The sequence below is a fragment of the Streptomyces sp. NPDC002088 genome (assembly GCF_040296605.1).
Taxonomy (GTDB): domain Bacteria; phylum Actinomycetota; class Actinomycetes; order Streptomycetales; family Streptomycetaceae; genus Streptomyces.
Map to the genome: position 1 here is coordinate 110,109 of NZ_JBEOXO010000018.1, position 23,199 is coordinate 133,307.

Here is a 23,199-nt window from a genome sequence, read left to right on the forward strand (position 1 = left end):
AGCCACTTGAAATCCTCGCTAGACAAGCGGGGATTTCTTGCTTTTAGAAGGCGTAACCAGTAACGTCTTCCTCGTCGCCGATCAAGGTGGCACACCACAACCCTGGAGCAGACTTGAGCACCCAGCCCATCACCCTTGCCTTCGCCGGAGCGGCCGACACCGACCTCGACAACATCAAGGCCCTGCTGAACGACTGGCTGGGCTTCGGCGAGGAGGACGCGGACGGCTTCCCTGCCCCGAGCGACCGCGAGATCACTCTGATCCTCCCGATCACCCGCGAGCACCTCTCCGACGGCCTGGAGGCCGTGCTCGACTGGACCGAGTACGCCGACCTCCCCTACGTCGCCGTCGCCGACAACGCCCGCAGCCGCGCGGTCGAGAAGATCCTCGGAGATGCCGAGGTTGTCGAGCACGCCTCCAACGTCACGGCCAAGGTCATCGACCTGCTCAGCGAGGCCAAGGAGCGCGGCGACGAAGTGCACCTGGTCCTCCTGTGGGGCGACGAGGGCAGCGAGCAGGCCGAACTCCTCCTGGACGCCGCCGAACAGGCCGGGATCAAGGCGAAGGACCTGACGGCCGGACTCGACGACATCTCCTTCGGTGACCCGCAGGCCGCCGAGGAGCCTCAGCCCGAGCCCGAGCCCGAGCCGGAACCTGAGCCGGAGCCCCGCCGTGGCCGTCGTCGTGGCCGTCGCGCGGAGCCGGAGGAGGTCGTGCCGGAGGAGCAGCCGCTGACTGATGAGGTGCCGGAGCCCGAGCCGGAGCCCGATCCCAAGCCGCGTCGCCGTGGCCGCAAGGCGCAGCCCGAGCCCGAGCAGACCGAAGAGCCCTCGGTCGAGCAGGACATCCGGGAGCAGAAGGAGGCCGAGGAACTCCAGCAGGAGGTCAACAGCGCAGCGCAGCGGGTGCAGCGCGAGAAGGCCGCCGACCCTGTCCCGGACGAGCAGATCGACGTGCTGCTGGTACGTGCCGCTTTGGAGGGTGCCTACAACGTCCTGCGTCTGGAGGACGAGCGCAACGCCGCCATCAACCAGGCTGACGTGCGCGAGCGACCGCTGACCGAACTGCTGCGCAAGGCGCTTCATACCCTGCCGCAGACCGGCGAGCAGAAGCAGAAGTCCCCCGAGGTGCTGGAGGCGGCCGAGGAGCAGGACGACGACCAGGAGGAGCCGCCCGCCAGCCGTCGGCGCCGTGGACGGCCGCGTGACGAGTCCAAGACGTTCGCGTTCCTGGTCGACGACGAGGGCAACTACACCCGTCGCGGCCGTGGCCGGGTCCCGGCCGGATCGAAGGTCGTCCAACTGACCCGGGCCGAGATCGAGGAGAAGGGCCTCGAACTGGACGCGGAGTGAGCAACGCAAAGGCCCCCAGCGCTGGCGAGGAACTGATCCTCAAGCCACTGCTGGGGGCCTTTGCCCACCACACCCCGAGGCCCACCACAAACCCCGAGACGGGAGTAACCCTAGCATGCCGATACGGCTTCATACTTACGGCTTCTACGGAGCCGCCGAGTGAGCATCCTGATCATGTCGGAGGTGTTCGCGCACTCCGAAACCCGGCTGGCTACGCGGCTCGTGCTGCTCGCGCTCGCCGACGCGGCCAACGACACCCACCGCATGTGCTGGGAGTCCGCCGACACCATCGCGGGCAAGGCCCGTGTCTCCAAGCGCCAGGCGTACGCCTCCCTGGCCACACTGGAGTTGGAGGGGATCGTCGAGCATGTCCCCGACGAGGAAGCCCCGTTGGAGGCCCTGCGCTACAAGTCGGTCGTCCGGCGCATCAAGCCGGTGGTGGAGTGGCCCTCGACCTCGAAGAGTGCAGATCCTGCACCCCTGAGCAGTGCAGATTCTGCACCCCCTGTGTCGAACTTTTCACCCAACCCCAATATCCCTACTGGAAGTAATAGAGATACTTCGTATCTCCAGGGCGACGCCCTCGAAGAGGGGGGCGTGAACAAGCCGGGAGCCAGGGGCTGGAGCGCCGTTGTGGCTCCCAAGCGTGGCGGCCGGAGGAAGACCCGCAAGCAGGTGGCCGAGGAAGCCGTCCTGGCGGAGAAGGAACTCGACCCGGCGTACGTCGTAGCCCAGGCGCTCGGTGAGGGTGACCCGGGAAGCGGGCTGGATAACGATCTCCCGGCCTCGCAGGGCGGCCCGGCCCCTCGGGTCCAGGCGCCGCGTACGGCGCGCTCCAGGAGGCCTTCGGAGGAACTGGCGGAGTTCTTCGACCGCCGGGCCCAGGAAGTCGGTTCGGATGTGCCCGGCGCCACCAACCTCAAGGCCCTGGTCGGAACCTTCGGCCGGTGGATGGCACAGGGAACGGAGCGCGAGACCATCCGGCAGATGATCATCACGTACTGGTCCTCCTCCTGGCAGCGCTCGGACAACACGGTCGCCTGGAAGGACTTCCTCGCGGCCCGTGGGCTGCTGACCCAACGACTGGGCAAGGCCGCCAGCGCGATGGAAGAGAACAGGTTCAACGAGGACTTCTGGTCCTGACCGGCCCACGGGGGCGGGCTGCTTCGGCGGTCCGCCCCTTACTTGTTCTTAAGCGATACTCAAGAAGCAGTAACTGTGGTAGCTTGCTGGACGTTGAACCCACCACCACCAGGAGGTACGCATGGCGACCGACCCCCGGGTCCACGCCTTGAGGCTCAAGGAGTACGGCATCCCGGCGCACTACCGCCACCTGCGGCTTCATACCGTGGCGGACGCTCCCCAGCGCGCCGCCTGCCAGACCTGGCTCGACAACCTGCGCGACCACTACGTCACCGACAAGCGCCCGCTCGACCAGTACCCCGACGACTGGTCACAGATCGGCAAGGGCCTGCTGTTCGTCGGCCCGCCCGGCACCGGCAAGACCTCCCTGGCCACGGCCGCGCTGCTGGAGGTCTACTTCGAGAAGCGCCTGCCGGTCCACTGGCTGGCGTACGCCGACTTCGTTAAGGACTCCATCGAGAAGATGGGCCTTCAGGACCGGCACGAGCCCGAGGCCGTCGCCCGCTGGTGGGAGATCCAGGACAAGATCGTGGCGGCCGAGAAGGCCCCCGTCCTCCTCCTGGACGACGTCGGCAAGGAGCACCGCACCAAGACCGGCTACGCCGAGGGCCTGCTCGACACCCTCCTGCGCCAGCGGCACCGCGATGCCCTGCCCACCCTCGTCACCTCGAACGTCCCGCCCCGGGAGTGGGGCGCCGTCTACAACCCCACGATGGGCTCCTTCATCCAGGCGGCCTTCACTCACCTCACGATCGTTGGAGAAGACCGCCGTGCAGCGTGACTTGTTGACTTCCCACAAAACCGGGCCGCTTCATACCCGGCTCCGCGCGGCGGAGCGAACCTGATGCAGGGCGGCGACATCTCCAACGAGGTGAGTCCCCGCATGGTCCTGGTCTTCGAAGGCCTGCTGGGCAACCTGCCCACAGCGCGCGCCCGAGCTGGCGAAGCCGTGGCCCGCCGGGCGCACCAGTGGAAGCGCGCGGTGAAGGCGTACGAGATCAACGAGCCCCTGGCCCACGTCATCTGGGACACCGTCTGGCGCTACCGGTACTCGGTGGACGTCATCACCTACCTGGGCGACGAGTTCGCCGAGGCCGTCGAGTGGCGCCTGGACATCGAGGGCCTGCCCATCGGCCGCGTCTGGTCCGAGGACCCCAAGAAGCTGGCCCGCCGCCTGGCCCACATGCCTGACGTCGCGGCCGTCTTCGACAACGAGAACCACCTGATCTACGGAAGCAAGGGACGCATGCTCCCGGCCGTACCCACCACCCTGATCGGAGCGATGTAGTGGCGGACTTCGAGCGCCTGCTCGTGTCCCGCGTCATCCAGGACAAGGACCTGGCACCTGTCGCGGACGCGGGCATCACCCCCGAGTTCTTCGGCGACCCGGACAACCGGGCCGCCTTCAAGGCGATCCTGCGGCACAAGGCCAACTACGGCGAGGTCCCGTCGCTGGCCACCATCAAGACCGACTTCCCGACGTACAAGTTCGTGCGCGTCGAGGACTCGATGCAGGTCCTCACCGACCGGATCAGGGAACTTCATACTTTGGCCCTGCTGGAGCAGGGCCTGGCCGACTCGGTCGACGCACACGAAGAAGGCAACGCCAACGCCGCCATGGAAGCGCTGGCGCGCACGCTGGCCAACATCGCCTCGGCGGTACCCAACGCCCGCGACACCGACCTGACGGAGACGGGCCAGGAGCGCCTTGCGCGGTACCTCACGCTCAAGGACCTGCCCGACGGGCTCCGGGGCATCCCCACCGGCTTCAACACGATCGACAGGGCCACCCAGGGCCTCCAGAAGGAGCAGTTGGTCACCTTCGTCGGCCCACCGAAGGCCGGTAAGTCGACCCTCCTCCTGCTGGCCGCCATGGCCGCCCACCTGCACGGCGAGCGCCCGCTGTTCATCGGCTTCGAGATGAGCAACGAGGAGCAGGAGGAACGCTTCGACGCCATCCGCGCAGGGATTTCCCACGCCCGGCTGCGAAACGGAACGCTCAAGAAAATCGAGTGGGACAAACTCGAAAGAGCCCTCCGGGAACTTGAGGCAATGCCCTCGTTCTTCCTCTCCTCGGACTCCATGAATGCGACGACGCTTACCGGTGTGCAGTCGAAGATCGACGCGATCCGGCCGACGATCGTATTCGTGGACGGCATCTACATGATGCAGGACGAACTCGGCGAGGCTCAGGGATCCAGTCAGGCGCTTACCAACCTCACCCGGGGATTCAAGCGCATGGCGAAGAACCTGGAACTCCCGATCGTCATCTCCACGCAGGTCCTGGAATGGAAGATGAACAAGAAGAAGGGCATCACGTCCGACTCCATCGGCTATTCATCCTCCTTCGCGCAGGACTCCGACGTGATCCTCGGTGTCGAATCCACGGACGACGCGAACATCAACAAGATCAAGGTCGTCCTGGCCCGAAACTGCCCGCCCCTGGAAACCTACTGCCAGTGGGACTGGGAGACCGGCAAGTTCGAGGAACTGAACGAGGACCCCTTCGCCATGGATGAGGAGAACACCGATGGATACGTCGGCTCCTTCTAACCAGATAACCGTGGTCCTCGCGGGAACCTACCAGCAATTCCTGTTCTGGTGCAGAGAGAACAACCGTAACCCCCGAGACCGGTCCCTGATATACGCGAGCGAAATGCACCACCTCCGAGGCCTAATGAACATTCGCTACGTCACCTACGGAACCTGGAATGAACGCCGGGACGCCTGGGAAATGCTCGGCTACCTGAAACACCTGGAGAAGAAGACCAATGCGGCAAGCAAGAGCGAAGGGCTGGGACGCAGTCGGAACGCCGATACCCGGCAACGTGACGGCCTGCCTGGACGAGATCGGACTGGAATACAAGGTCAGCGGCGACGAGATTCACATGCCGTGCCCGATGCACGAGGCGCGGACCGGAAAGAAGGACAAGCACCCCTCCTTTTCCATAAACTACGACGCCGGATACTTCAACTGCTTCTCCTGCCGGTACCAGGGCCCCTTCGTGGTCCTCGTGAAGGACATGCTCGACCTCCCGTACGGGGACGCGGTCGCCTGGGTCCGGCAGCGGGGCGGGATCGAGCGGGTCAAGAAGTTCCTGGCGAAGAAGGCTGACCCCAAGACGGTCGACACGACCAAGCAGATCAACGAGGCCAGCCTCGCCCTGTACGTCACCCCGCCGCTGAGCGCCTGCGCCGAGCGGTACTTCATGCCGGAGGACGCAGAAGCCTGCGGCGTGCTGTGGGACACCGAACGGGAGATGTGGATCATCCCCGTCCGCGACCCCGACACCGGAATGCTGTGGGGCTGGCAGGAGAAGAACGCCCGCTACTTCCGCAACCGGCCGCCGGGCATGGCCAAGTCCAAGACCCTCTTCGGACTTCATACCTACGAGGGCGACACGGCGATCCTGGTCGAGTCCCCTCTGGACGTGGTCCGCCTCCGCGCCTGCGGCTTCCCCGCCGGGCTCGCCTCCTTCGGCGCCGGAGTCTCCGACGCGCAGATGTCTCTGATCCGGGACCACTTCGACTCCGTGATCATCGCGCTCGACAACGACAACGCGGGCGCTGAGACCTGCAAGCGGCTGCGCCAGGAGTGGTCCCGCCGAGGCCTCGCCCTGAAGTTCCTGGACTACGCCGGAACGCCCTACAAGGACCCCGGCGACATGGGGGCCGACGCCCTCAAGAACGCCGTCCGCAACGCCTACCCGTCCGTGATCGCTCGCTTCTAGGAGACCCCCATGAACAACCGGCTTCATACCTCGGCGGAGGCTGCCAATGCTTCCGCCTGATGGCTACGAGCACCTTGGACAGGCCTTCTGGGACCGCGTCCAGCCGGACCCGGACACCGGCTGCCTGATCTTCCAGTCCACCGCGACCCGGCCCACCTACAAGGGCCAGAGCCTGCTGTCCTTCATCACCGGAGGCGGCAGCCAGAAGCACCGCGCCTGCACGCGCCGGATGTGCGCCAACCCGGACCACATCCAGGAGGGGCACTACACCCCCGGCGTCCCCTTCGCCAAACGACCGCGCACCCGCAGGCAGTTCGACCGGCAGTACTCGCAGTGCTGAGCGTCGACCTGCACGCGTACCAGGAGGATGCCGTGACCCGCGCCGTCGAGCGCGGGTCCCTTCTGATCGCCTACGAGATGGGCCTGGGCAAGACGGTCATCGCCCTGGCCGCGATCGAGGAGCTGCTGGGCCTGGGGGAGGTCGAGACCGCCGTCATCGTGGTCCCGGCCTCCCTCAAGTACCAGTGGGCCAAGCAGATAGCCAAGTTGACCGACGTCCCGACCCGCGTCATCAAGGTGCGCGAGGACGGACAGACCCAGGAGATCACCGTGCCGACGGAGGAGTACTGCATCCTCATCGACGGCGACACCAAGAAGCGTGCCGGTCAGTACGTCAAGGTGAAGACGTACCGGCCGGACTACGTGATCATGGGCTACGAGAACGTCGTCAACGACTGGAACTACGTCCGCCGGATCAAGCCGGAGTGCATCGTCCTGGACGAGTGCACCGCGATCAAGACGTTCAAGGCGCAGCGCACCCGGAAGATCAAGCGGCTGACGGCGCCCTACCGGTACGGGATGACCGGCACCCCGGTCGAGAACGGCAAGCCGGAGGAACTGTTCTCGATCATGCAGTGGGTCGACGACGAGGTCCTGGGCCGGTTCGACCTGTACGACAAGACCTACATCGTCCGCAACAAGTTCGGCGGGGTCCAGCACTACAAGAACCTGCCGGTGCTGCACGCCAAACTGGCTGACGCCATGGTGCGCAAGACGCGCCTGGACGAGGACGTCAAGCCGTACCTGCCCGAGGTCCAGGAGAGCACCATCCCGGTGACCCTGGATCCCAAGACGAAGAAGGCCTACAAGCGGATCTCCTCCGACCTGCTGGCCGAGCTGCACGCGCTCGGTCCGAACACCAGTGACTTCGACCTGTTCGCCCACTACCACGGCGGGGACACACCGAACGAGAACAGCCAGCAGGGCAAGATCATGTCCCGCATGCAGGCGCTCGACATGCTGCTGAATCACCCGGACCTCATCGTGATGTCCGGGCAGCGGTATGAGGAGAGCGAGCAGGCGCGGCAGGACGGGGTCCAGAAGAAGACGTGGCCGGGCTCGAAGTACGCCTACGAGGTGTGGCAGGACGGCGTGCTTGATGACGTCACCACGACCCCGAAGTTGGACGCCGTGACCGAGTCCATCCAGGACATCCTGGCCACCCCGAAGAACAAGGTGATCGTCTTCTCGGTCAACCCGGACATGCTCGACCTGATCGCCGACCGGCTGCCCGAGGGTGTAGCGGTCACGTACACGGGCCGGATGAGCGCCGGGGCCAAGGCCTACGCGGCTAACCGGTTCGAGGCGGAAGAGGGTTGCCGGGTGTTCCTCTCCAGCCACGCCGGAGCCTTCGGCACCGACCTGTGGATGGCGAACTACCTGATCAACTACGACCTGGCCTGGTCGTCCGGCAAGCAGGACCAGATCAACAAGAGGCACGACCGCGCGAGCAGCCTGTTCAAGAACATCTACGTGCTGAACGCGATCACGCAGGGCACGACCGAGCCGAGGAAGTACTCCATGCTCGCGCACAAGCGCAGGGTGGGCTCGGCCATCACCGACGGCCGTGGAGCGGACGACAAGGGCCGCATCGAGAACGACCTGGTGACCCTGACGCAGTGCCTGGAAGCGGCGTAACTTCCAGGATCTCATGCAGGACGTCGGGTGGTTCTAAAGCCGTAATCGCATGTCAGTATCAAGGTATGCGAGAAGAACTACTCGACGTCCTGCTCCGTGAGGGGCTGGAGGGCGTCCTGCACCCACCGGAGGAGCGGGAGGACTGGGATCTGACCCCTGTTCGCCTGGCGCCCCGAGGTGCCGTAGCGGACCAGCGGTGACGTCGTAAAGCTGATTCGTGAAATCCATTGACATGGCATATGCCGCTACGTAGAGTCTTCCTCACAAGCCCAGTCGAACAGGGCTCGAACAGAGGAGGACCTGATGGCCACCATCGCGGAAGCTCTCGGCATCACCTGGTCGGCACCCGTCACCGAGGAGCCCACCTACCGGCTCACCTACCACGCCCAGAAGCAGGCCTCCGCTAAGGGCTGGAGCAGTGAAGACGTCCTGCTGGCCGCCAATAAGCCGCTTCATACCTACCCCTCGGGCCGAGTTCCCGGCCAAATGCGGCACGTCCGAGGGGACCTCGTTGCCATCGTCGACCCGGACGCCAACCGCGTGGTCACGGTCTACAAGGACGTCGAGGAGACCGGCCTCCGCCAGGACCAGACGGACTCCGATGCCCTCCGCTACGCGGTGCGCCAACGTTCCGGCTTCCCGAAGGATCGTCGTTAACAAAGAAGCCGTAATCATAATGGACTTCAGGCAAGACGTAATGTAGAGTCGCTACTGCTCAACCGACCTACTACTCCGTAGAAAGAGAGCCACCGCTCTATGGCTACCGTGCAGAGACGAACGACGCGACGCGTCGAGAAGCCCATCCGACTGGACACCGAGACCCCCGTCGAGAAGGTCCGCCAGTTCCTGGTCCTGAAGTTCCAGGAGACCCAGGTCGTCACCCGCAAGAACCACCTGCGCGATGAGATCAGCGCCTACGTGGACTCGAACGGCGACGAGGACGAGAAGGGCTCGAAGTTCTGGAGACTCCCGGAGCCCATCGAAGTCAACGGCCAGAAGTTCACCGAGGTCAAGCGCGAGAAGCGCACCAGCGTCGGCCTGGACGAGGACGCCGTCGAGACCCTGGCCAACAGCAAGGGCATCCGCGACCGCGTCTTCAAGGAGGTCACCACCACGGTTCTGGACCAGGACGAGTTGTACGTCCTCAACCAGGAGGGCGTCATCAGCGACGAGGAACTGGACGCCCTGTTCACCGAGAACGTCAGTTACGCCTTCAAGCCCATCCGTGGCTGATAGGAGCACCCACCACATGACCACGACGTACGCGGACAGTATCGACGAGGCCTTCGCCGAGATCGGGCAGCAGTACTACCCCGGGTCGACCAAGCCGATCGTCCGGCACCAGAACCGCTCGCCGCTTCATACCAAGGCCGCCACGTCGGTGGCCGACTGGGACGCCAAGCCCCGCAAGGGTGTCGTCGCGGGAGTCGAGACGGAGTTCTTCACTGTCGGCGACCTCGCCAAGGCCCTCGGCAGGCAACCCGTCACGATCCGGAAGTGGGAGCGCGAGGGAGTCATCCCCAAGTCGACCTACCAGTCCCCGGGCAAGGACGGGGACCCTCGCGGCCGTCGCCGCCTCTACACCCGCGAGCAGGTCGAGGGCATCGTCCGCATCGCGCACGAGGAAGGCGTCCTCGTCTCCCACCAGAAGCACATCAAGGACACCCAGTTCAGCGCCCGCGTCATCGACCTCTTCAAGAGGCTGGCCGAACAGTGAAGATCACCCGGAGTGCCAAGCACCACGTCAGCATGGGCAACTTCGAGTGGGTCGAGTTCGGCGCCGAGATCACCGTCGACTCCGACGAACTGCCCGGCGCCCAGAGCCTCGACACCCTCGAAAACTTCGCCCAGTCCTACCTGGACAGCGCGCTCACTGCCGACGTCGAAGAGGCCCGGCTGAACACCGCCGAGGACAAGTCGTACATCCATCTCTACCAGCAGGAGAACAACTGATGGCCCGCACCCTCACCCGCCGCCGTACCGCTGCCACGACCGAGGCCTACACCCCCGCCGACGACGAGCAGGACGAGCACGGCTACGCCGAGGAGGAGACCGAGCGCCCGGCCCGTGGCTCCCGCCGCTCGCGCCGCGAGCCGCTTCATACCGAGGAGGCCGACACCTCCCGCCGCTCGCGCCGCTCCCAGGAGGACGACGAGGACGACGAGCCCGCCCCGAAGGTGGGCGGCAAGGGCTGGGGCTCGTACGAGAAGACCAAGTCCCAGACCTCCGGCTTCCCGGAGAACTTCAAGGTGACCAACGAGTCCGTGGTCGTGAAGATCCTCGACGAGGAACCGTTCCTGGTCTTCCTCCAGCACTGGATCGAGCGCAAGGGCAAGCGGTCCTGGACGTGCCTGGAGAGCCGCTGCCCGCTGTGCGACGACGCGGGTGACAAGCCCTCCCAGCAGGTCTGCTTCAACGTCGTCGACTTCACCGACCCCGAGGACCCGCAGGTCAAGATCTGGCAGTTCGGCCCGATGGTCGCGGACATCCTCAAGAACTACTCCAAGGACAAGAAGACCGCCCCGATCAACCGGGACGACCTGTACTTCTCCGTCCGCAAGGAGAGCAAGAACAACAAGACCAACTACTACATCACCCCGGTCAAGGAGCGGGACCTCCTCGACGACTGGGACATCGAGCCCCTCGACGAGCAGGACCTGGAGGAGTTCGACTCCAAGGCCTACGACGAGGACGTCCTGAACGTCAACACGCGGACCGAACTCAAGCAGATCGCCCGCGAGATCCTGAACGACTGATCAGCCCCCTGGGGAGGTTCCGGCGCCGAGCTGGCTGCTGGGACCTCCCCCCTCAGCTTCCCCTGCCCACCACCACGGAAGGGACCGGCATGCCCATACGCAACTCCGTCATCCTGGAGCCTGATCGGCTTCATACCTTGGTCGAGCGCTTCATGGAGCGCCCGGCCTTCTCCTTCGACATCGAGACGTTCGGCCCCAACCGCAACGTCCCGACGCAGAACGTCGCCAACTGGATGAGCCTGGCCACCGACGGCATCGCCGTGGCCATCCCCTTCGGACACCCCAACGGCGACGTCCTGCTGAGCAAGGCCACGAAGAAGAAGAACAAGAGCACCGGGAAGTTCGACCCCATTCCGGCGGTCTACGACGACCCGCCGGAGCAGATGCTCCCGTCCGAGGTCTTCTCCATCCTCAAGCCGCTGTTCTTCGCCGAGGACAAGATCAAGATCGCGCACAACGCGACCTTCGACCTGATCTCCACCGCGAAGTACTGGGGCGAGATCGCGCCCCCGCAGTACTCGGACACCATCGTCCTTCAGTGGCTGCTCGACGAGAATATGAAGCAGAAGGGCCTCAAGGACCTCGTCAAGCGCTACTACAAGGTCGACTACGACACCGAGAACGTCGGCAAGTGCGTCGAGGCCCACCCCTTCTCCAAGGTCGGGCACTACGCGTTCATGGACGCCAAGTACACCTGGCTCCTCTGGAAGAAGTTCCAGAAGCGCATTCACGACCAGGGCCTGGTCAACGTCCGGCGCCTGGAAGAGGACGTCCTGGGTGTCCTGCTGGACATGGGCATCACCGGAGCGCCGGTCGACCAACTGGCCATGCAGGAGCTGGTGCGCGACATGAGCGCCCGGCTGGTCGACATCGAGGCCGACATCTACCGCGCGGCCGGACAGCAGTTCAACCTCAACGCCCCGGCGCAGAAGGCCGGGGTGCTGTATGCGCCGAAGAAGGACGGCGGCCAGGGCCTGCGCCCCACCAAGCCGACCGACGGCGGCAAGAAGAAGCGCGAGTCCGGGCAGGAGCTGGAGTGGAAGGACTACTCCACCGACGCCGACAGCCTGGAGAAGCACGAGAACAACGCGGTCGTCAAGAAGCTGCTGGAGTACGCCGAAGTCTCCAAGCTGCTCGACTACCCACTGTCCTACCTTGGTATCGAGGGCGACCCGAAGAAGCCGTGCCGCATCTTCGACGGCCGTATCCACGCCGACTTCGTCCAGTACGGAACGGTGACCGGCCGGTTCTCCTGCCGGGAACCCAACCTCCAGAACATCCCGCGCCCGGACACGGAACTCGGTAAGCGAATCCGTGGCCTGTTCGTCGCACCGGCCGGATACAAACTGGTCGTCGCGGACTACGGACAGATCGAACTCGTGGTCCTCGCGCACTTCATCGGCCGAGGCGATCTCTACAAGGGATTCCACAACGGCGTCGACCCCCACTCGGCCACCGCTGCCGCGCTAATGGGCGTGGACCCGCAAGAGTTCATGGCGCGGGTAAAGAGCGGCGACCGGACGTGCATCGACTTCAGGCAGGTCGCCAAGGGAATCAACTTCGCCGTGGTCTACGGCGCCGGTCCCGACAAGGTCGCCAGCATGGCGAAGATCTCCGTCAAGGAAGCCAAGCGCTTCATGGAGATGCACCAGAAGTTGTTCCCAGAAATCTACCGGTTCAAGGAGGAAGTCGTCCGGGTCTGCCGGTCGCGCCGCCCTCCGTACATCCGCACGCTCCTCGGCCGCAAGCGCCGCCTTCCGCTCATCCTCTCGCAGAACAACGGCCTGCGAATGGGAGCCGAGCGCCAGGCAGTGAACTCCCTGATCCAGGGATCGGCAGCCGACCTGATCAAGTTGGCGATGATCCGGCTGAACAACTCCCTGCCGGACGAGATCCGGCTGATCCTCTCGGTGCACGACGAACTCGTGGTGCTCGCTCCGGAGGACCGGGCCGAGGAAGCCGCCTGCCTGGTGAAGGAAGCGATGCTCGGCGAAGGAATTCAGAAGTTGCTCCGCGTCCCGCTTTCGTCGGACGTGAAGATCGTGGACCGCTGGTCGGAGGCAAAGTAAATGGGAATATTCAACCGAAAGAGCAAGGAAGAGGACGGCGCGGAAGAGGAAGAGGAGATGCAGGTCGACATCTACACACCGCAGATGCTGGTAAAGCGTCTGCTCTGGGATATCGTCCCGTGCGACCAGACGGAGCGCCTGATCCCGCTCATGAAACTCAGTCCGGACAGTCCCGAAGTGGCCGAGATGGAACACCGGGCGAGCCACGAGCGAGTCGCCCAGTTGATGCCTCTCCGGGAAATGCTGGACCTGCTCGTCCCACTAGTTTCCGGTATTACTGCCTCGGCTATGCTGGTTAACTCCGGCATTTCTTCGGACGAGGAATCGGCGGTTGCCCTTCAGCGGCACCATTCCACCGTCGTCCGGGCCGGAGTGGTGGCGGTACTCGCCAACCTCCTCGACATGGGAATCATCGAGTATTCGGATGGAGTGCAGATCGTTGAGTAACTTCTGGGCGAACAAACTGGGGGCGGCCACCCGACCGGCCGCCCCGGCCCCGGCTCCGGTCCCACAGCAGCAGTCCAACGGGCCTTGGTGGTCTCCCTCGCAGCCGAACTACCCCGCCCCGCAGCAGACGCCGGAGACAGTGCCACTTCATACCGAGGGCCGTGCACCGGCCCGCGCCATGGTGGCCAAGCAGGACACCCACTGCCCGGACTGCGGCGGCGGGGAGTTCTTCAAGCCGATCGGCCACGCCAACGCGATGCCCCAGTGCTACACGTGCGGCTACAACCCGCGCTTCACGCAGAGCACCGCAGGCCTGCCGTCCGGCAGTGGAGGAGACGGCCCCACCACCCCCGCCAAGCAGATCGCCACGGGCGGACTCGGTGGCCGGAGCAACTACCAGCCCGGCACCATCATCCGCGCCGACGGCAGCGTCTGATCAACCCTTTTACGCAGAATGGATTCCTGGTGACCTCCCTGCTCACCCCCTCCGGCGACCTCGCCGACCCCTACCGCTCCTTCATCGCCAAGAGCCGCTACAGCCGGTGGCTGGAGAAGGAGACCCGCCGAGAGACCTGGACCGAGACCGTCGACCGCTACGTCGACTTCATGCTCGGCCAGTTGAAGAACAAGCACGACTACACCCCCGAGCAGGAAGTCGTCGAGGCCGTACGTCAGGCCGTTCTCGACCACGAGGTCATGCCGTCCATGCGCGCGGTGATGACGGCCGGTGCCGCCCTGGACCGCTCGAACATCGCCGGGTTCAACTGCTCGTACCTGCCGCTCCAGGACGCCCGCGCCCTGGACGAACTCCTCTACGTCCTCATGAACGGCACCGGGGTGGGTTACTCGGTCGAGCGTCGCTACACCGACCAACTCCCCGCCGTCCCCGAGGCCATCGAGTACGACGAGGCCCAGTACATCCCCGTCGAGGACTCCAAGGAGGGCTGGGGCCTCGCCTTCCGTGCGCTGCTGACCACCCTGTGGAGCGGTAAGCGGGTGGACTGGGACCTGTCCCAGGTGCGTCCGGCGGGCGCCCGGCTTCATACCTTCGGAGGGCGAGCCTCCGGCCCGGGTCCGCTCGACGAACTCTTCCGGTTCACCGTCGACCTGTTCGAGGGTGCCAAGGGCCGCAAGTTCCGCCCGATCGAGGTCCACGACCTGGCATGCAAGATCGCCAGCGTCGTCGTGGTCGGCGGTGTCCGGCGCTCGGCGATGATCAGCCTCTCCGACTTGGACGACCAGGAGATGGCGCAGGCGAAGGCCGGGGAGTGGTGGGTCGAGCACCCGTACCGCGCCCTGGCCAACAACAGCGCGGTCTACTACGACGGCATGACCCGCGAGGCCTTCGATGCCGAGTGGACGTCGCTGGTCGCCTCCGGTAGCGGTGAGCGCGGCATCTTCCACCGTGGTGCAGCCCAGCGTCAGGCGGCGAAGTTCGCGCGCCGGGAGGAGGACACCGACTACGGGACCAACCCCTGTAGCGAGATCATTCTGCGGCCGTTCTCCTTCTGCAATCTCTCCGAGGTCGTCGTCAGGCCGGACGACACCGTCGAGGACCTGCACCGCAAGGCAGCACTCGCGGCCGTCCTGGGCACCTGGCAGTCCACGCTGACCGACTACCCCTACCTGCGGGAGGAGTGGCGGAAGAACGCGGAGGAGGAGCGCCTGCTCGGCGTCTCCCTGACCGGCGTGTTCGGCAATCCGGTGACCAACGGCAGCAAGGGCCAGGGCCTGACCGCTCTCGCGCTCGCTGACCTCCGGCTTGAGGTCGAGGCAGCCAACAAGGCCGAGGCCGCGCGCATCGGGATCCCGGCCAGCGCCGCGACGACGTGCGTGAAGCCGTCCGGCACCGTCTCCCAGTTGGTCGACTGCGAGTCCGGGCTTCATACCAAGCACGCCCGCTTCTACAAGCGGCGCGTGCGGGTGGACAAGAAGGACCCCATCGCGTTCGTGATGATCGACGCGGGGATCCCCTACGAGGAGGACTCCTACAACTCCGCCGCGTGGGTGTTCACCTTCGTCCAGCGGGCCGGGGACGAGGCCCTGGTGCGTGAGGACGTCTCCGCGATCGAGCACCTGGAAATCTGGCTGACGTACCAGCGCTACTGGTGCGAGCACAAGCCGTCGGTCACGATCTCCGTGCGCGAGGACGAGTGGGACGCGGTCGGCGAGTGGGTCTGGGAGCGCCTGGACGAGATCAGCGGTGTCTCCTTCCTCCCCTTCAGCGACCACACGTACGTGCAGGCGCCGTACGAGGAGATCACGCAGGAGGAGTACGAGACGCTGGCGTCCCAGAAGCACCACGTCGAGTGGTCGGACCTGGCCTTCTACGAGACCTACGACCAGACCAAGGGGTCACAGGAACTCGCCTGCTCGGCGGCCGGTGGCTGCGAAGTCGTGGACCTGGTGAGTGCCTGATGTACGAGTACTCCGCCATCGTCCGTGACGTCCACGACGGGGACACCATCAAGGTCGACCTGGACCAGGGCCTGGACACCTGGAAGCACAGCGTCTCGATGCGGCTGTACGGCTGCAACGCCCGCGAGTTGAAGGATCCGGGCGGCAAGGAGGCCCGGGACAACCTGGCCGCCCTCCTGCCTGTGGGCACCAAGGTCACCATCCACTCGCACAAGGCGGGCCGCGACCTGGAGGCCGACAAGTACGGCGGCCGGTACGACGCCACGATCGCCCTGCCGGACGGCCGGGATCTGGTGGGGCTGCTGATCGAGCAGCAGTGGGCCGCCGGGTGGAACGGCAAGGGCGCCCGGCCTCTGCCCCCATGGCCTCGCGAGATTCCTTAAAAGATCTTCTCTGACTAGTTGGTACTTCAGTGGACCGGTAGTCCCCTGCCGATTATGGTATGGGGGCTACCGGTTCTTCATTACGGCTTTGCTGTTATCGGATCAGGAGTTACACCACATGCCGCTTCATACCGGCGGGGGCCCCGACAAGGAAGCCCTCGCACTCCTCGCAAAGATCAACAAGGAGCACCCCGGAGCCGTCTGTTTCGCCTCCGAGATGCGCATCCCCAAGCGCTTCACCTCCGGATCCCTCAGCCTCGACATCGCCCTCGGCGGCGGCTGGCCGGGCAACCAGTGGGTCGAGGTCATCGGCCGCGAGTCCCACGGCAAGACGGCCATCGTCTACAAGACGCTCTCGGCCAACCAGAAGAAGGACCCGAACTTCACCTGCCTGTGGATCGCGGCCGAGCACTACGACGTCGACCAGGCCGCAGCCCTCGGCGTCGACAACGAGCGCGTCCTCGTCGTCCCCACCCAGGCCATGGAGTTCGCCTACCAGACCATGCTCGACTTTGCGGCCTCCCGCTCGGTCGACATGATCGTCCTCGACTCCTACCCGGCGCTCATCGCCGACGAGGAGAGCGAGAAGGAGATGGACGAGGCCGTCATGGCCCTGGGCGCGCGACTGACCGGCAAGTTCTTCCGCAAGAGCGGGGCGGCCACCAAGCGGTCCATGACGGACCCCGACGACCGCCCGCTGCTGGGCATCGTCATCAACCAGTACCGCGACGCCATCGGCAAGTTCTCCCCCCACGGCACGCCGACCACGACCCCGGGAGGCAACGCCAAGAACTACGCGTTCTACACCCGCGTCGAGGTCCGCCGCGACGAGTGGATCCAGGAGTCCCGGCCGGGCAAAGGCAAGGTCAACGTCGGCCAGGTCGTCAAGGTCAAGACCATCAAGAACAAGTCGGCGGCCCCGCAGCAGACGGCGACCATCGACTTCTACTTCCGCTCCGCCCCGTTCATGAACTTCGCACGCGGTGACTACGACACCGTCAAGGAAATCATGATCATGGGCATCCTCTTCGACGTCATCAAGCGCAAGGGCGCGTACTTCGAGATCGACAACGGGGAGTACGACGACAAGGGCAAGCCGGTCCTGCGCTGGCAGGGCAAGGACCCCATGCTCGCGGTGCTGCGCGAGGACCTGGACCTCCAGGAGGGTCTCTACGAGAAGATCCTCGCCGCCTCCACGAAGGTCGACGAGCGGTCCATCTCCGAGGACGACCTGGACGCAGCCGAGAACGCGGGCACCAAGAAGGTCAGCCGACGGCCCAAGCCCGAGGGTGAGCCGCTTCATACCGAGGCCGCCTGATGGCGGCCCTGCTCTCCGTACTCCTGGCCTTCGCGGCTCTTTACATCCTGGTCCTCGGCGTCCGGCACACCCGGCGTCAGGACCGTTCCCACGCGAAGTTCACCGTTCTCGCAAATCTCCTGGAGAAGACCTATGGCGGACATGTTGAAGAAGTCCCAGAGGCAGGAGAGGCGGGGAGCGGGACTTCTCGGCGGGACGGTGAACGCGGGTAGCGGAAACGGCTGGGTCCGAAAGAACGACGTACGGACCCCGGAGTACTCGGTCGAGTACAAGGTCACCAGCAAGGGCCAATACGCCCTGAAGGAAAAGGAACTCATCACCGCAGAGAAGCAGGCCCTCCTCGACGGCAGGGAAATGCTCTTCGGGCTCCAGATGGTCGGTGGAAGGAACTGGATCACCATGTCCGAGGAGACATTCCTAACGCTTCATACTTTGGCCTTCCCGGAGGCCGACCCCGACGAGGTGCTGTCGTGGTAATGCACCTGCGTATAGCGGCGCCTGACTGGGTCGACGGAGACGCGGCCTGCCTGAATTTCCGGCCGACCGCCTCGCACGACGACTTCTTCGGAGAAGGCACCGGCAGCGAATCCGAGGCCAAGCACATCTGCAACGGCACGTATACCGCCCGGGTTTGCCCTCTCCGGGAACAGTGTCTTTCCTTCGCCCTCATCAACAACGAGCACTACGGCGTCTGGGGCGGACTCACCGCCCTGGAGCGGGCCTACATCAGGAGGTTCGTACCCAAGAACGAATGGAGTTTCGACCGTGCCCCGAGTCGGGAAGACCTCGAAGCCGTCTGGCCGGACCGTGTCCCGCCGGACGAAGCCGACGAAGCCGACGGGGAAGATGGCGAACCTGGCGGAGACGAAGAAGAACTCCTCGCTGCTGCTGGGTGACGTCCACAAGCATTTGCTCGACCAGCACGGCAAGCCCACCGACCGGCGGCAGGACATCATCCACCCGTCGGAGATGGCCAAGAGCGACTGGTGCCCCCGTCAGACCTACTACAGGCTGGCGGGGGCTTCCCCCGAGAAGGGCCGCAACTTCTCCGCGCAACTGGAGGCGGTCTTCGAGGAGGGCCACGGCATCCACGCCAAGTGGCAGAAGTGGCTCCAGCAGATGGACCGACTGTGGGGCAAGTGGCGCTGTGCTGAGTGCGGTTGGACCGAAACTACGACCGGCGGCACCTTGCACTGCCAGCACTGCGACGCCCGCCAGCCCCTGGAGTACCGCGAGGTACCCGTGGAGGCCGAGTCCGAGTTCCTGATCGCCGGGCACGAGGACGGCGCCATCGAGGACCTGAACGCCCTCATAGAGATCAAGTCCGTCGGCATCGGCACCGTCCGCTTCGACCAGCCCGAACTGCTGCGGCAGTTCACCGTGAAGACCGAGGACGGCAAGACCGTCATCGACCTGGACGGCCTGTGGAAGTCGCTGCGGCGCCCGTTCGGCAGCCACATTCGGCAGACCCAGATCTACCTGCGGCTGTGCCAAGAGATGGGCCTGCCCTTCGACAAGGTCATCTTCCTCTACGAGTACAAGGCGACGCAGGCCCACAAGGAGTTCGTCGTCAAGTACAACCCCGAGATCGCCGAGCCGCTGTTCGAGACCGCGCTCGACATCAAGTACGCCCTGAAGAAGGGCAAGCCGCCACCCCGGCCGGAGTTCACCGGCCAGGACAAGAAGGTCTGCAAGGACTGCCCGTTCTTCAACACCTGCTGGGAGACCACCACCGATGACCAGAGCGGTAGCGAGGAAGGGCTGGGAAGCGGTACAGACGCCCAGCCAGAAGGCGACCAGGAGACTGGAGCGGGAGGACCTGTACCTGCCCCCGAAGCCGGAGGGCGACGCGCCCGAACTGCCGGAGGACCCCACCGAACTAAGCGACGGCGCCCTGATGGCCCTGTTCGCCAGAACGACGTCGTGGGTGGAGTACACGGGGGCCCGGCTGGCAGCGGCGGAGGTGGACGAAAAGTCGTCCGTCGACACACTCGAAGCACATAAGGCCCTATCCGCCGTCCGCAACTCCAACCAGAAGACAGTGACGGCCGCCAAGGCGATGGCGTACGAGGACCCGGAGTACGTCGCGGCCCAGGAGGCCAAGACGGCCGCCTACGCCTACCGGAAGATGCTCCAGGCCGTCTACGACAGCGCCGATCGCAAGAACACCCTGCTGTCCCGGGAACTGACCCGCCGGGTCGGCCGTGGCGACCGGGAGAGCCGCGCCGGGCGGATGAACGCATGAGAACCGTCGCCCGCGTCGTCACCCGCATCGAGCAGCCCCGCCCGCCGTGGGAGTGGCGCCCCGCCTTCCGGACCGGCGCCCCGCGCACCTGCCTGTCCTCCCACCGGGATCCGGTCTACATCCGGCGGGGCGAGGGGGTCTTCCGGGTCGGCCAGCGGGACTGGCTGCTGCGGCTGTACCAGCACGTCGGCATCAGCGACTCGGCCGTCCTGCGGGAGGGCCACGTCCTGTACGACCTCGACGACGAGATGCCGTTCATCCGCTCGTCAATCGACTGGCTGGAATACGTTGACAACCATCGCGAGATGGTGTTTCGTATCCGTAAGAAGGAAGCGCTAGCAGCAGGTCGGGAGGTTGAGACCCCCGACGGCCCCCGCTTCGGAATCCCACTCAGCGCATACACGGCCCACGAAAGGGACTGACACCGCATGACCATCCTCAAGGCCAGCGACTACCCGAAGTTCAAGTCGATCCCGCGACTGCACCGCAAGAGCGTCCTGACCGAGAAGATCGACGGCTCGAACGGCCTGGTCGAGATCGTCAAGGCAGAGGAGTTCTACGACCGCGACACCGCCTCCGACCGCTCCGGCGTCCTGGTCCGCCACGACGGCGAGGACTACGTCGTCAGCGCCGGATCCCGCAACCGCTGGCTCACCCCGGACACCGACAACTTCGGCTTCGCCCAGTGGGTCTTCGACCACGCCCAGGACCTCGTACGGCTCGGCGTCGGCCGCCACTACGGCGAGTGGTTCGGCAAGGGCATCCAGTCCGGCTACGGCCTCGACGAGAGGCGCTTCGCCCTCTTCAACGTCAAGCGCTGGTACGACCCGCGAGACCCCGAGATCACGCCCGGGTTCCTGGAGCAGTTCCCCAAGGCGGAACCCGCGCCGGAATCGGTGACCGTCGTCCCGGTCATCTCCGTCATCGACGGCCGGTGGCTGAACGAAGCGGTCGAAGAGGCGCTTCATACTTTGGAGTCCGAGGGCTCCTTCATCGCACCGGGCTTCCAGAACCCCGAGGGTGTCGTCGTCTGGCACGACGCGGCCCAGACCTACTTCAAGGCCACCCTCAAGAACGACGAGCAGCCCAAGTCCAAGGCGGCTGCCAAGTGAGTCTCTCCACCCGCTCCGAGGTCTCCGCGACCCTGGACGAGGACAACCTCGCCGGGTCCGACGCGAAGATCTGCAAGGCGGCCCGCGTGTCCACCCTCGGCTCCGCTGCGGCGGAGTCGGGGGAGGCCCGGGGCCTGATCAACTACCTGATGAAGAACCGGCACGGCTCCCCGTTCGAGCACGGCCAGATGTCCTTCCTGGTGCACGCCCCGATCTTCGTGGCCCGCGAGTTCATGCGCCACAGGGCGGGATGGTCCTACAACGAGACCTCCGGCAGGTACTCGGAGTTGGAGCCCGTCTTCTACGTCCCCCAGCGCTACCGGCCGCTCGTGCAGGAGGGCAAGGCGGGCGAGTACAACTTCGTCCAGGGCACCGACGACCAGTACGGCATCACCCGCTGGGAGCACGAGCAGGCCTACCGCGTCGCCTGGTCCGCGTACCAGCGGATGCTCAAGGCCGGAGTCGCCCGCGAGGTCGCCCGCAACGTCCTGCCGGTCGGCACCTTCACCGCCTTCTACGCCACCTGCAACCCGCGCAGCCTCATGCACTTCCTCGGCCTGCGGACCAAGAGCGACGACGCCGCGTTCAAATCCTTCCCGCAGGAGGAGATCGAGCGGGTCGCCCTGGACATGGAGGTCGCGTTCTCCAACGCCTTCCCCCTCACCTACGAGGCCTTCGTCAGCAACGGAAGAGTCTGCCCATGACCAGACGCAAAGCCCCCGACGACCGACCCACCACCATCGCGGTCCTGACCCTCCTCGCGCTGCTCGCCTCCCTGAGCATCTGGTCCTGGACGTCAGCACCGTGCGGACTGTGGAAGTACGCCAAGGCCGGAGAGACGCCCGCCCGGTGTCTGATGCAGCGATGAGCACTGCCATCGCCCTCGGCATCGTGGTCCTCTACACCGCAGCGCTGCTGTACGCGGCCTGGAGCGCGATCAGCCTGCGCAGCCAACTCGACAGAACCAAGGACGAATTGCTGGGCGAGCGCCTGCGGCGCCGACGGACCGAGAAGCAGGCCCTGGCCCTGGTCGAGAAGGTCACCCCGCTGATCGAGCAGACCGACTGGATCACCGGCCGCTGGAACGGCCAGTACAACACCCTCGTCCGGATGGAGATGGAGCGAAACTTCGCCGTCGTCGAGGCCCGCCGGGCGATGTGGGACATCCCCCTCGTCGCCGACCACATCAAGAACACGTACGGAGCGCAGAAGTGACCACCACCAGTACCATCGACGACCGCCCCGAGATCATCGAGGCCTGGCTGCCCCAGTTCGTCGGACTGCACGGTCACGCCGGGGTCGGCAAGGACACCGTCGCGGAGATCCTCGCCAAGTTCGGCTACACCCGGGTCGCCTTCGCCGACAAGTTGCGCGAGGCCCTGTACACCCTGAACCCGGTCATCCTCACCGACACCGACGGCCGCGTCTGGACGCTGCGGGACATCGTGGACGAGATCGGCTGGGACGACGCCAAGCGGAAGTACGAGGAGATCCGCCGGATGCTCCAGGTCCTCGGCACCGAGGTCGGCCGAGAGATGATCTCCCAGGACGTGTGGGTCAACGCCGCCTTCAAGGACCTCGACGAGGACAAGAAGTACGTGTTCACCGACGTCCGCTTCGTCAACGAACACCAGGCCATCGACTCCCGCCTCGGCCTGCTCATCAGGGTCGACCGGCCCGGCGTCGGCCCGGCCAACGACCACAAGTCGGAGAAGGCCCTGCCGGACCAGTGGTTCGACGCCTCGATCGTCAACGACGGCTCGATCGAGGACCTTCATACCAAGGTCCGCGAGATCCTCTCTCTCGCGTGACCACCGACAAGACGTGCAAGGACTGTGAGCCGGGGAGCAAGCGCCCAGCGCCCAACCCCGGACCACGGTGCGCAACGCACTGGCGGACGGAGAAGAAGCGCCGCAGCAAGGCCGCGCACGAGAAGCGCGTCCAAGCCACCTACGGCCTCGGCGAGGGGGACTACGACACCCTCTACGAAGCCCAGGGAGGCCGGTGCGCGATCTGTCCCCGGGCCACCGGAGCCACCCGGAGGCTGTCGGTCGACCACGACCACAAGTCGCTTCTCGTACGCGGCCTGCTCTGCCGCCCCTGCAACGACATGCTCGGGCACGCCCGTGACGACCCGGAGTTCTTCGCCCGAGCCAAGACCTACCTCGAAAAACCCCCGGCGCAGGAAATAGGCCGATGGCTGGCCGCTAAGTAACAACTCCGCACGCAGCAGGCCCCGGGTGAATCG

Annotated in this window: 31 protein-coding genes; all 31 read left to right on the top strand. The window is 65.5% G+C overall.

Features of this window, described 5'->3' with window-relative positions; genetic code table 11:
- Positions 1-113: 113 nt before the first annotated feature.
- Complete coding sequence (locus ABT114_RS32085; protein WP_351146407.1) at positions 114-1,352, top strand: hypothetical protein; 1,239 nt, start codon at positions 114-116, stop codon at positions 1,350-1,352.
- Positions 1,353-1,511: 159 nt separating this feature from the next.
- Positions 1,512-2,495 carry a helix-turn-helix domain-containing protein gene (locus tag ABT114_RS32090; protein ID WP_351146408.1) on the top strand — a complete coding sequence of 328 codons (984 nt, stop codon included), beginning with the start codon at positions 1,512-1,514 and terminating at the stop codon, positions 2,493-2,495.
- 121 nt (positions 2,496-2,616) lie between these two features.
- Positions 2,617-3,276: an AAA family ATPase gene (locus ABT114_RS32095; protein WP_351146409.1), complete on the top strand. Its 660-nt coding sequence runs from the start codon at positions 2,617-2,619 to the stop codon at positions 3,274-3,276.
- 63 nt (positions 3,277-3,339) lie between these two features.
- A complete protein-coding gene (locus ABT114_RS32100; RefSeq protein ID WP_351146410.1) occupies positions 3,340-3,783 on the top strand; it encodes a hypothetical protein in 444 nt (147 codons plus the stop codon).
- A complete protein-coding gene (locus ABT114_RS32105; protein WP_351146411.1) occupies positions 3,783-5,048 on the top strand; it encodes a DnaB-like helicase C-terminal domain-containing protein in 1,266 nt (421 codons plus the stop codon). Before ABT114_RS32100 ends, ABT114_RS32105 begins: the two co-directional genes overlap by 1 nt.
- Before the next feature lie 218 nt (positions 5,049-5,266).
- Complete coding sequence (locus ABT114_RS32110) at positions 5,267-6,226, top strand: toprim domain-containing protein (protein WP_351146412.1); 960 nt, start codon at positions 5,267-5,269, stop codon at positions 6,224-6,226.
- A gap of 46 nt (positions 6,227-6,272) precedes the next feature.
- Entirely contained in the window at positions 6,273-6,566 is a 294-nt protein-coding gene (locus ABT114_RS32115; protein WP_351146413.1) for a hypothetical protein, read from the top strand.
- Positions 6,560-8,203: a DEAD/DEAH box helicase gene (locus ABT114_RS32120; RefSeq protein ID WP_351146414.1), complete on the top strand. Its 1,644-nt coding sequence runs from the start codon at positions 6,560-6,562 to the stop codon at positions 8,201-8,203. Before ABT114_RS32115 ends, ABT114_RS32120 begins: the two co-directional genes overlap by 7 nt.
- Positions 8,204-8,268: 65 nt before the next feature.
- Positions 8,269-8,403 carry a hypothetical protein gene (locus ABT114_RS32125; protein ID WP_351146415.1) on the top strand — a complete coding sequence of 45 codons (135 nt, stop codon included), beginning with the start codon at positions 8,269-8,271 and terminating at the stop codon, positions 8,401-8,403.
- Positions 8,404-8,506: 103 nt separating this feature from the next.
- Complete coding sequence (locus ABT114_RS32130; RefSeq protein WP_351146416.1) at positions 8,507-8,860, top strand: hypothetical protein; 354 nt, start codon at positions 8,507-8,509, stop codon at positions 8,858-8,860.
- Between the two features lie 99 nt (positions 8,861-8,959).
- On the top strand, positions 8,960-9,436 hold the full coding sequence (locus ABT114_RS32135; RefSeq protein ID WP_351146417.1) for a hypothetical protein: 477 nt from the start codon (positions 8,960-8,962) through the stop codon (positions 9,434-9,436).
- A gap of 16 nt (positions 9,437-9,452) precedes the next feature.
- A complete protein-coding gene (locus tag ABT114_RS32140; RefSeq protein WP_351146418.1) occupies positions 9,453-9,920 on the top strand; it encodes a MerR family transcriptional regulator in 468 nt (155 codons plus the stop codon).
- 32 nt (positions 9,921-9,952) lie between these two features.
- Positions 9,953-10,156 carry a hypothetical protein gene (locus ABT114_RS32145; protein ID WP_351146419.1) on the top strand — a complete coding sequence of 68 codons (204 nt, stop codon included), beginning with the start codon at positions 9,953-9,955 and terminating at the stop codon, positions 10,154-10,156.
- Positions 10,156-10,959 (top strand): hypothetical protein, encoded by an 804-nt coding sequence (locus tag ABT114_RS32150; RefSeq protein WP_351146420.1) that lies wholly within the window; start codon positions 10,156-10,158, stop codon positions 10,957-10,959. Before ABT114_RS32145 ends, ABT114_RS32150 begins: the two co-directional genes overlap by 1 nt.
- Positions 10,960-11,048: 89 nt before the next feature.
- The gene (locus tag ABT114_RS32155) at positions 11,049-13,028 is read left to right on the top strand and encodes a DNA polymerase (RefSeq protein ID WP_351146421.1); all 1,980 of its coding nucleotides are present in this window, start codon (positions 11,049-11,051) and stop codon (positions 13,026-13,028) included.
- Positions 13,029-13,475, top strand: coding sequence for a hypothetical protein (locus tag ABT114_RS32160; protein ID WP_351146422.1), 447 nt, complete (start codon positions 13,029-13,031; stop codon positions 13,473-13,475). It abuts the gene before it with no gap.
- Entirely contained in the window at positions 13,468-13,911 is a 444-nt protein-coding gene (locus ABT114_RS32165) for a hypothetical protein (protein ID WP_351146423.1), read from the top strand. The genes ABT114_RS32160 and ABT114_RS32165 overlap by 8 nt, the downstream gene beginning before the upstream one ends.
- A gap of 29 nt (positions 13,912-13,940) precedes the next feature.
- Positions 13,941-15,893 (top strand): glycyl radical enzyme family protein, encoded by a 1,953-nt coding sequence (locus ABT114_RS32170; RefSeq protein ID WP_351146424.1) that lies wholly within the window; start codon positions 13,941-13,943, stop codon positions 15,891-15,893.
- Positions 15,893-16,276: a thermonuclease family protein gene (locus ABT114_RS32175; RefSeq protein ID WP_351146425.1), complete on the top strand. Its 384-nt coding sequence runs from the start codon at positions 15,893-15,895 to the stop codon at positions 16,274-16,276. Before ABT114_RS32170 ends, ABT114_RS32175 begins: the two co-directional genes overlap by 1 nt.
- A 118-nt stretch (positions 16,277-16,394) precedes the next feature.
- Complete coding sequence (locus ABT114_RS32180; RefSeq protein WP_351146426.1) at positions 16,395-17,594, top strand: RecA family protein; 1,200 nt, start codon at positions 16,395-16,397, stop codon at positions 17,592-17,594.
- 132 nt (positions 17,595-17,726) lie between these two features.
- Positions 17,727-18,071 carry a hypothetical protein gene (locus ABT114_RS32185; protein ID WP_351146427.1) on the top strand — a complete coding sequence of 115 codons (345 nt, stop codon included), beginning with the start codon at positions 17,727-17,729 and terminating at the stop codon, positions 18,069-18,071.
- Positions 18,071-18,490, top strand: coding sequence for a WhiB family transcriptional regulator (locus ABT114_RS32190; protein WP_351146428.1), 420 nt, complete (start codon positions 18,071-18,073; stop codon positions 18,488-18,490). Before ABT114_RS32185 ends, ABT114_RS32190 begins: the two co-directional genes overlap by 1 nt.
- Positions 18,441-19,598, top strand: a complete 1,158-nt coding sequence (locus ABT114_RS32195) for a hypothetical protein (protein WP_351146429.1) — start codon at positions 18,441-18,443, stop codon at positions 19,596-19,598. Before ABT114_RS32190 ends, ABT114_RS32195 begins: the two co-directional genes overlap by 50 nt.
- 37 nt (positions 19,599-19,635) lie before the next feature.
- A complete protein-coding gene (locus ABT114_RS32200) occupies positions 19,636-19,839 on the top strand; it encodes a hypothetical protein (RefSeq protein ID WP_351146430.1) in 204 nt (67 codons plus the stop codon).
- Positions 19,836-20,261 carry a hypothetical protein gene (locus tag ABT114_RS32205; RefSeq protein ID WP_351146431.1) on the top strand — a complete coding sequence of 142 codons (426 nt, stop codon included), beginning with the start codon at positions 19,836-19,838 and terminating at the stop codon, positions 20,259-20,261. The genes ABT114_RS32200 and ABT114_RS32205 overlap by 4 nt, the downstream gene beginning before the upstream one ends.
- Positions 20,262-20,267: 6 nt before the next feature.
- Positions 20,268-20,951: an RNA ligase family protein gene (locus ABT114_RS32210; RefSeq protein ID WP_351146432.1), complete on the top strand. Its 684-nt coding sequence runs from the start codon at positions 20,268-20,270 to the stop codon at positions 20,949-20,951.
- Entirely contained in the window at positions 20,948-21,655 is a 708-nt protein-coding gene (thyX, locus tag ABT114_RS32215) for an FAD-dependent thymidylate synthase (protein ID WP_351146433.1), read from the top strand. The genes ABT114_RS32210 and thyX overlap by 4 nt, the downstream gene beginning before the upstream one ends.
- Entirely contained in the window at positions 21,652-21,819 is a 168-nt protein-coding gene (locus tag ABT114_RS32220) for a hypothetical protein (RefSeq protein ID WP_351146434.1), read from the top strand. The genes thyX and ABT114_RS32220 overlap by 4 nt, the downstream gene beginning before the upstream one ends.
- The gene (locus ABT114_RS32225) at positions 21,816-22,166 is read left to right on the top strand and encodes a hypothetical protein (RefSeq protein WP_351146435.1); all 351 of its coding nucleotides are present in this window, start codon (positions 21,816-21,818) and stop codon (positions 22,164-22,166) included. Before ABT114_RS32220 ends, ABT114_RS32225 begins: the two co-directional genes overlap by 4 nt.
- Positions 22,163-22,762: a deoxynucleotide monophosphate kinase family protein gene (locus ABT114_RS32230; RefSeq protein ID WP_351146436.1), complete on the top strand. Its 600-nt coding sequence runs from the start codon at positions 22,163-22,165 to the stop codon at positions 22,760-22,762. Before ABT114_RS32225 ends, ABT114_RS32230 begins: the two co-directional genes overlap by 4 nt.
- Positions 22,759-23,166 (top strand): endonuclease VII domain-containing protein, encoded by a 408-nt coding sequence (locus ABT114_RS32235; RefSeq protein WP_351146437.1) that lies wholly within the window; start codon positions 22,759-22,761, stop codon positions 23,164-23,166. The genes ABT114_RS32230 and ABT114_RS32235 overlap by 4 nt, the downstream gene beginning before the upstream one ends.
- Positions 23,167-23,199: the final 33 nt, after the last annotated feature.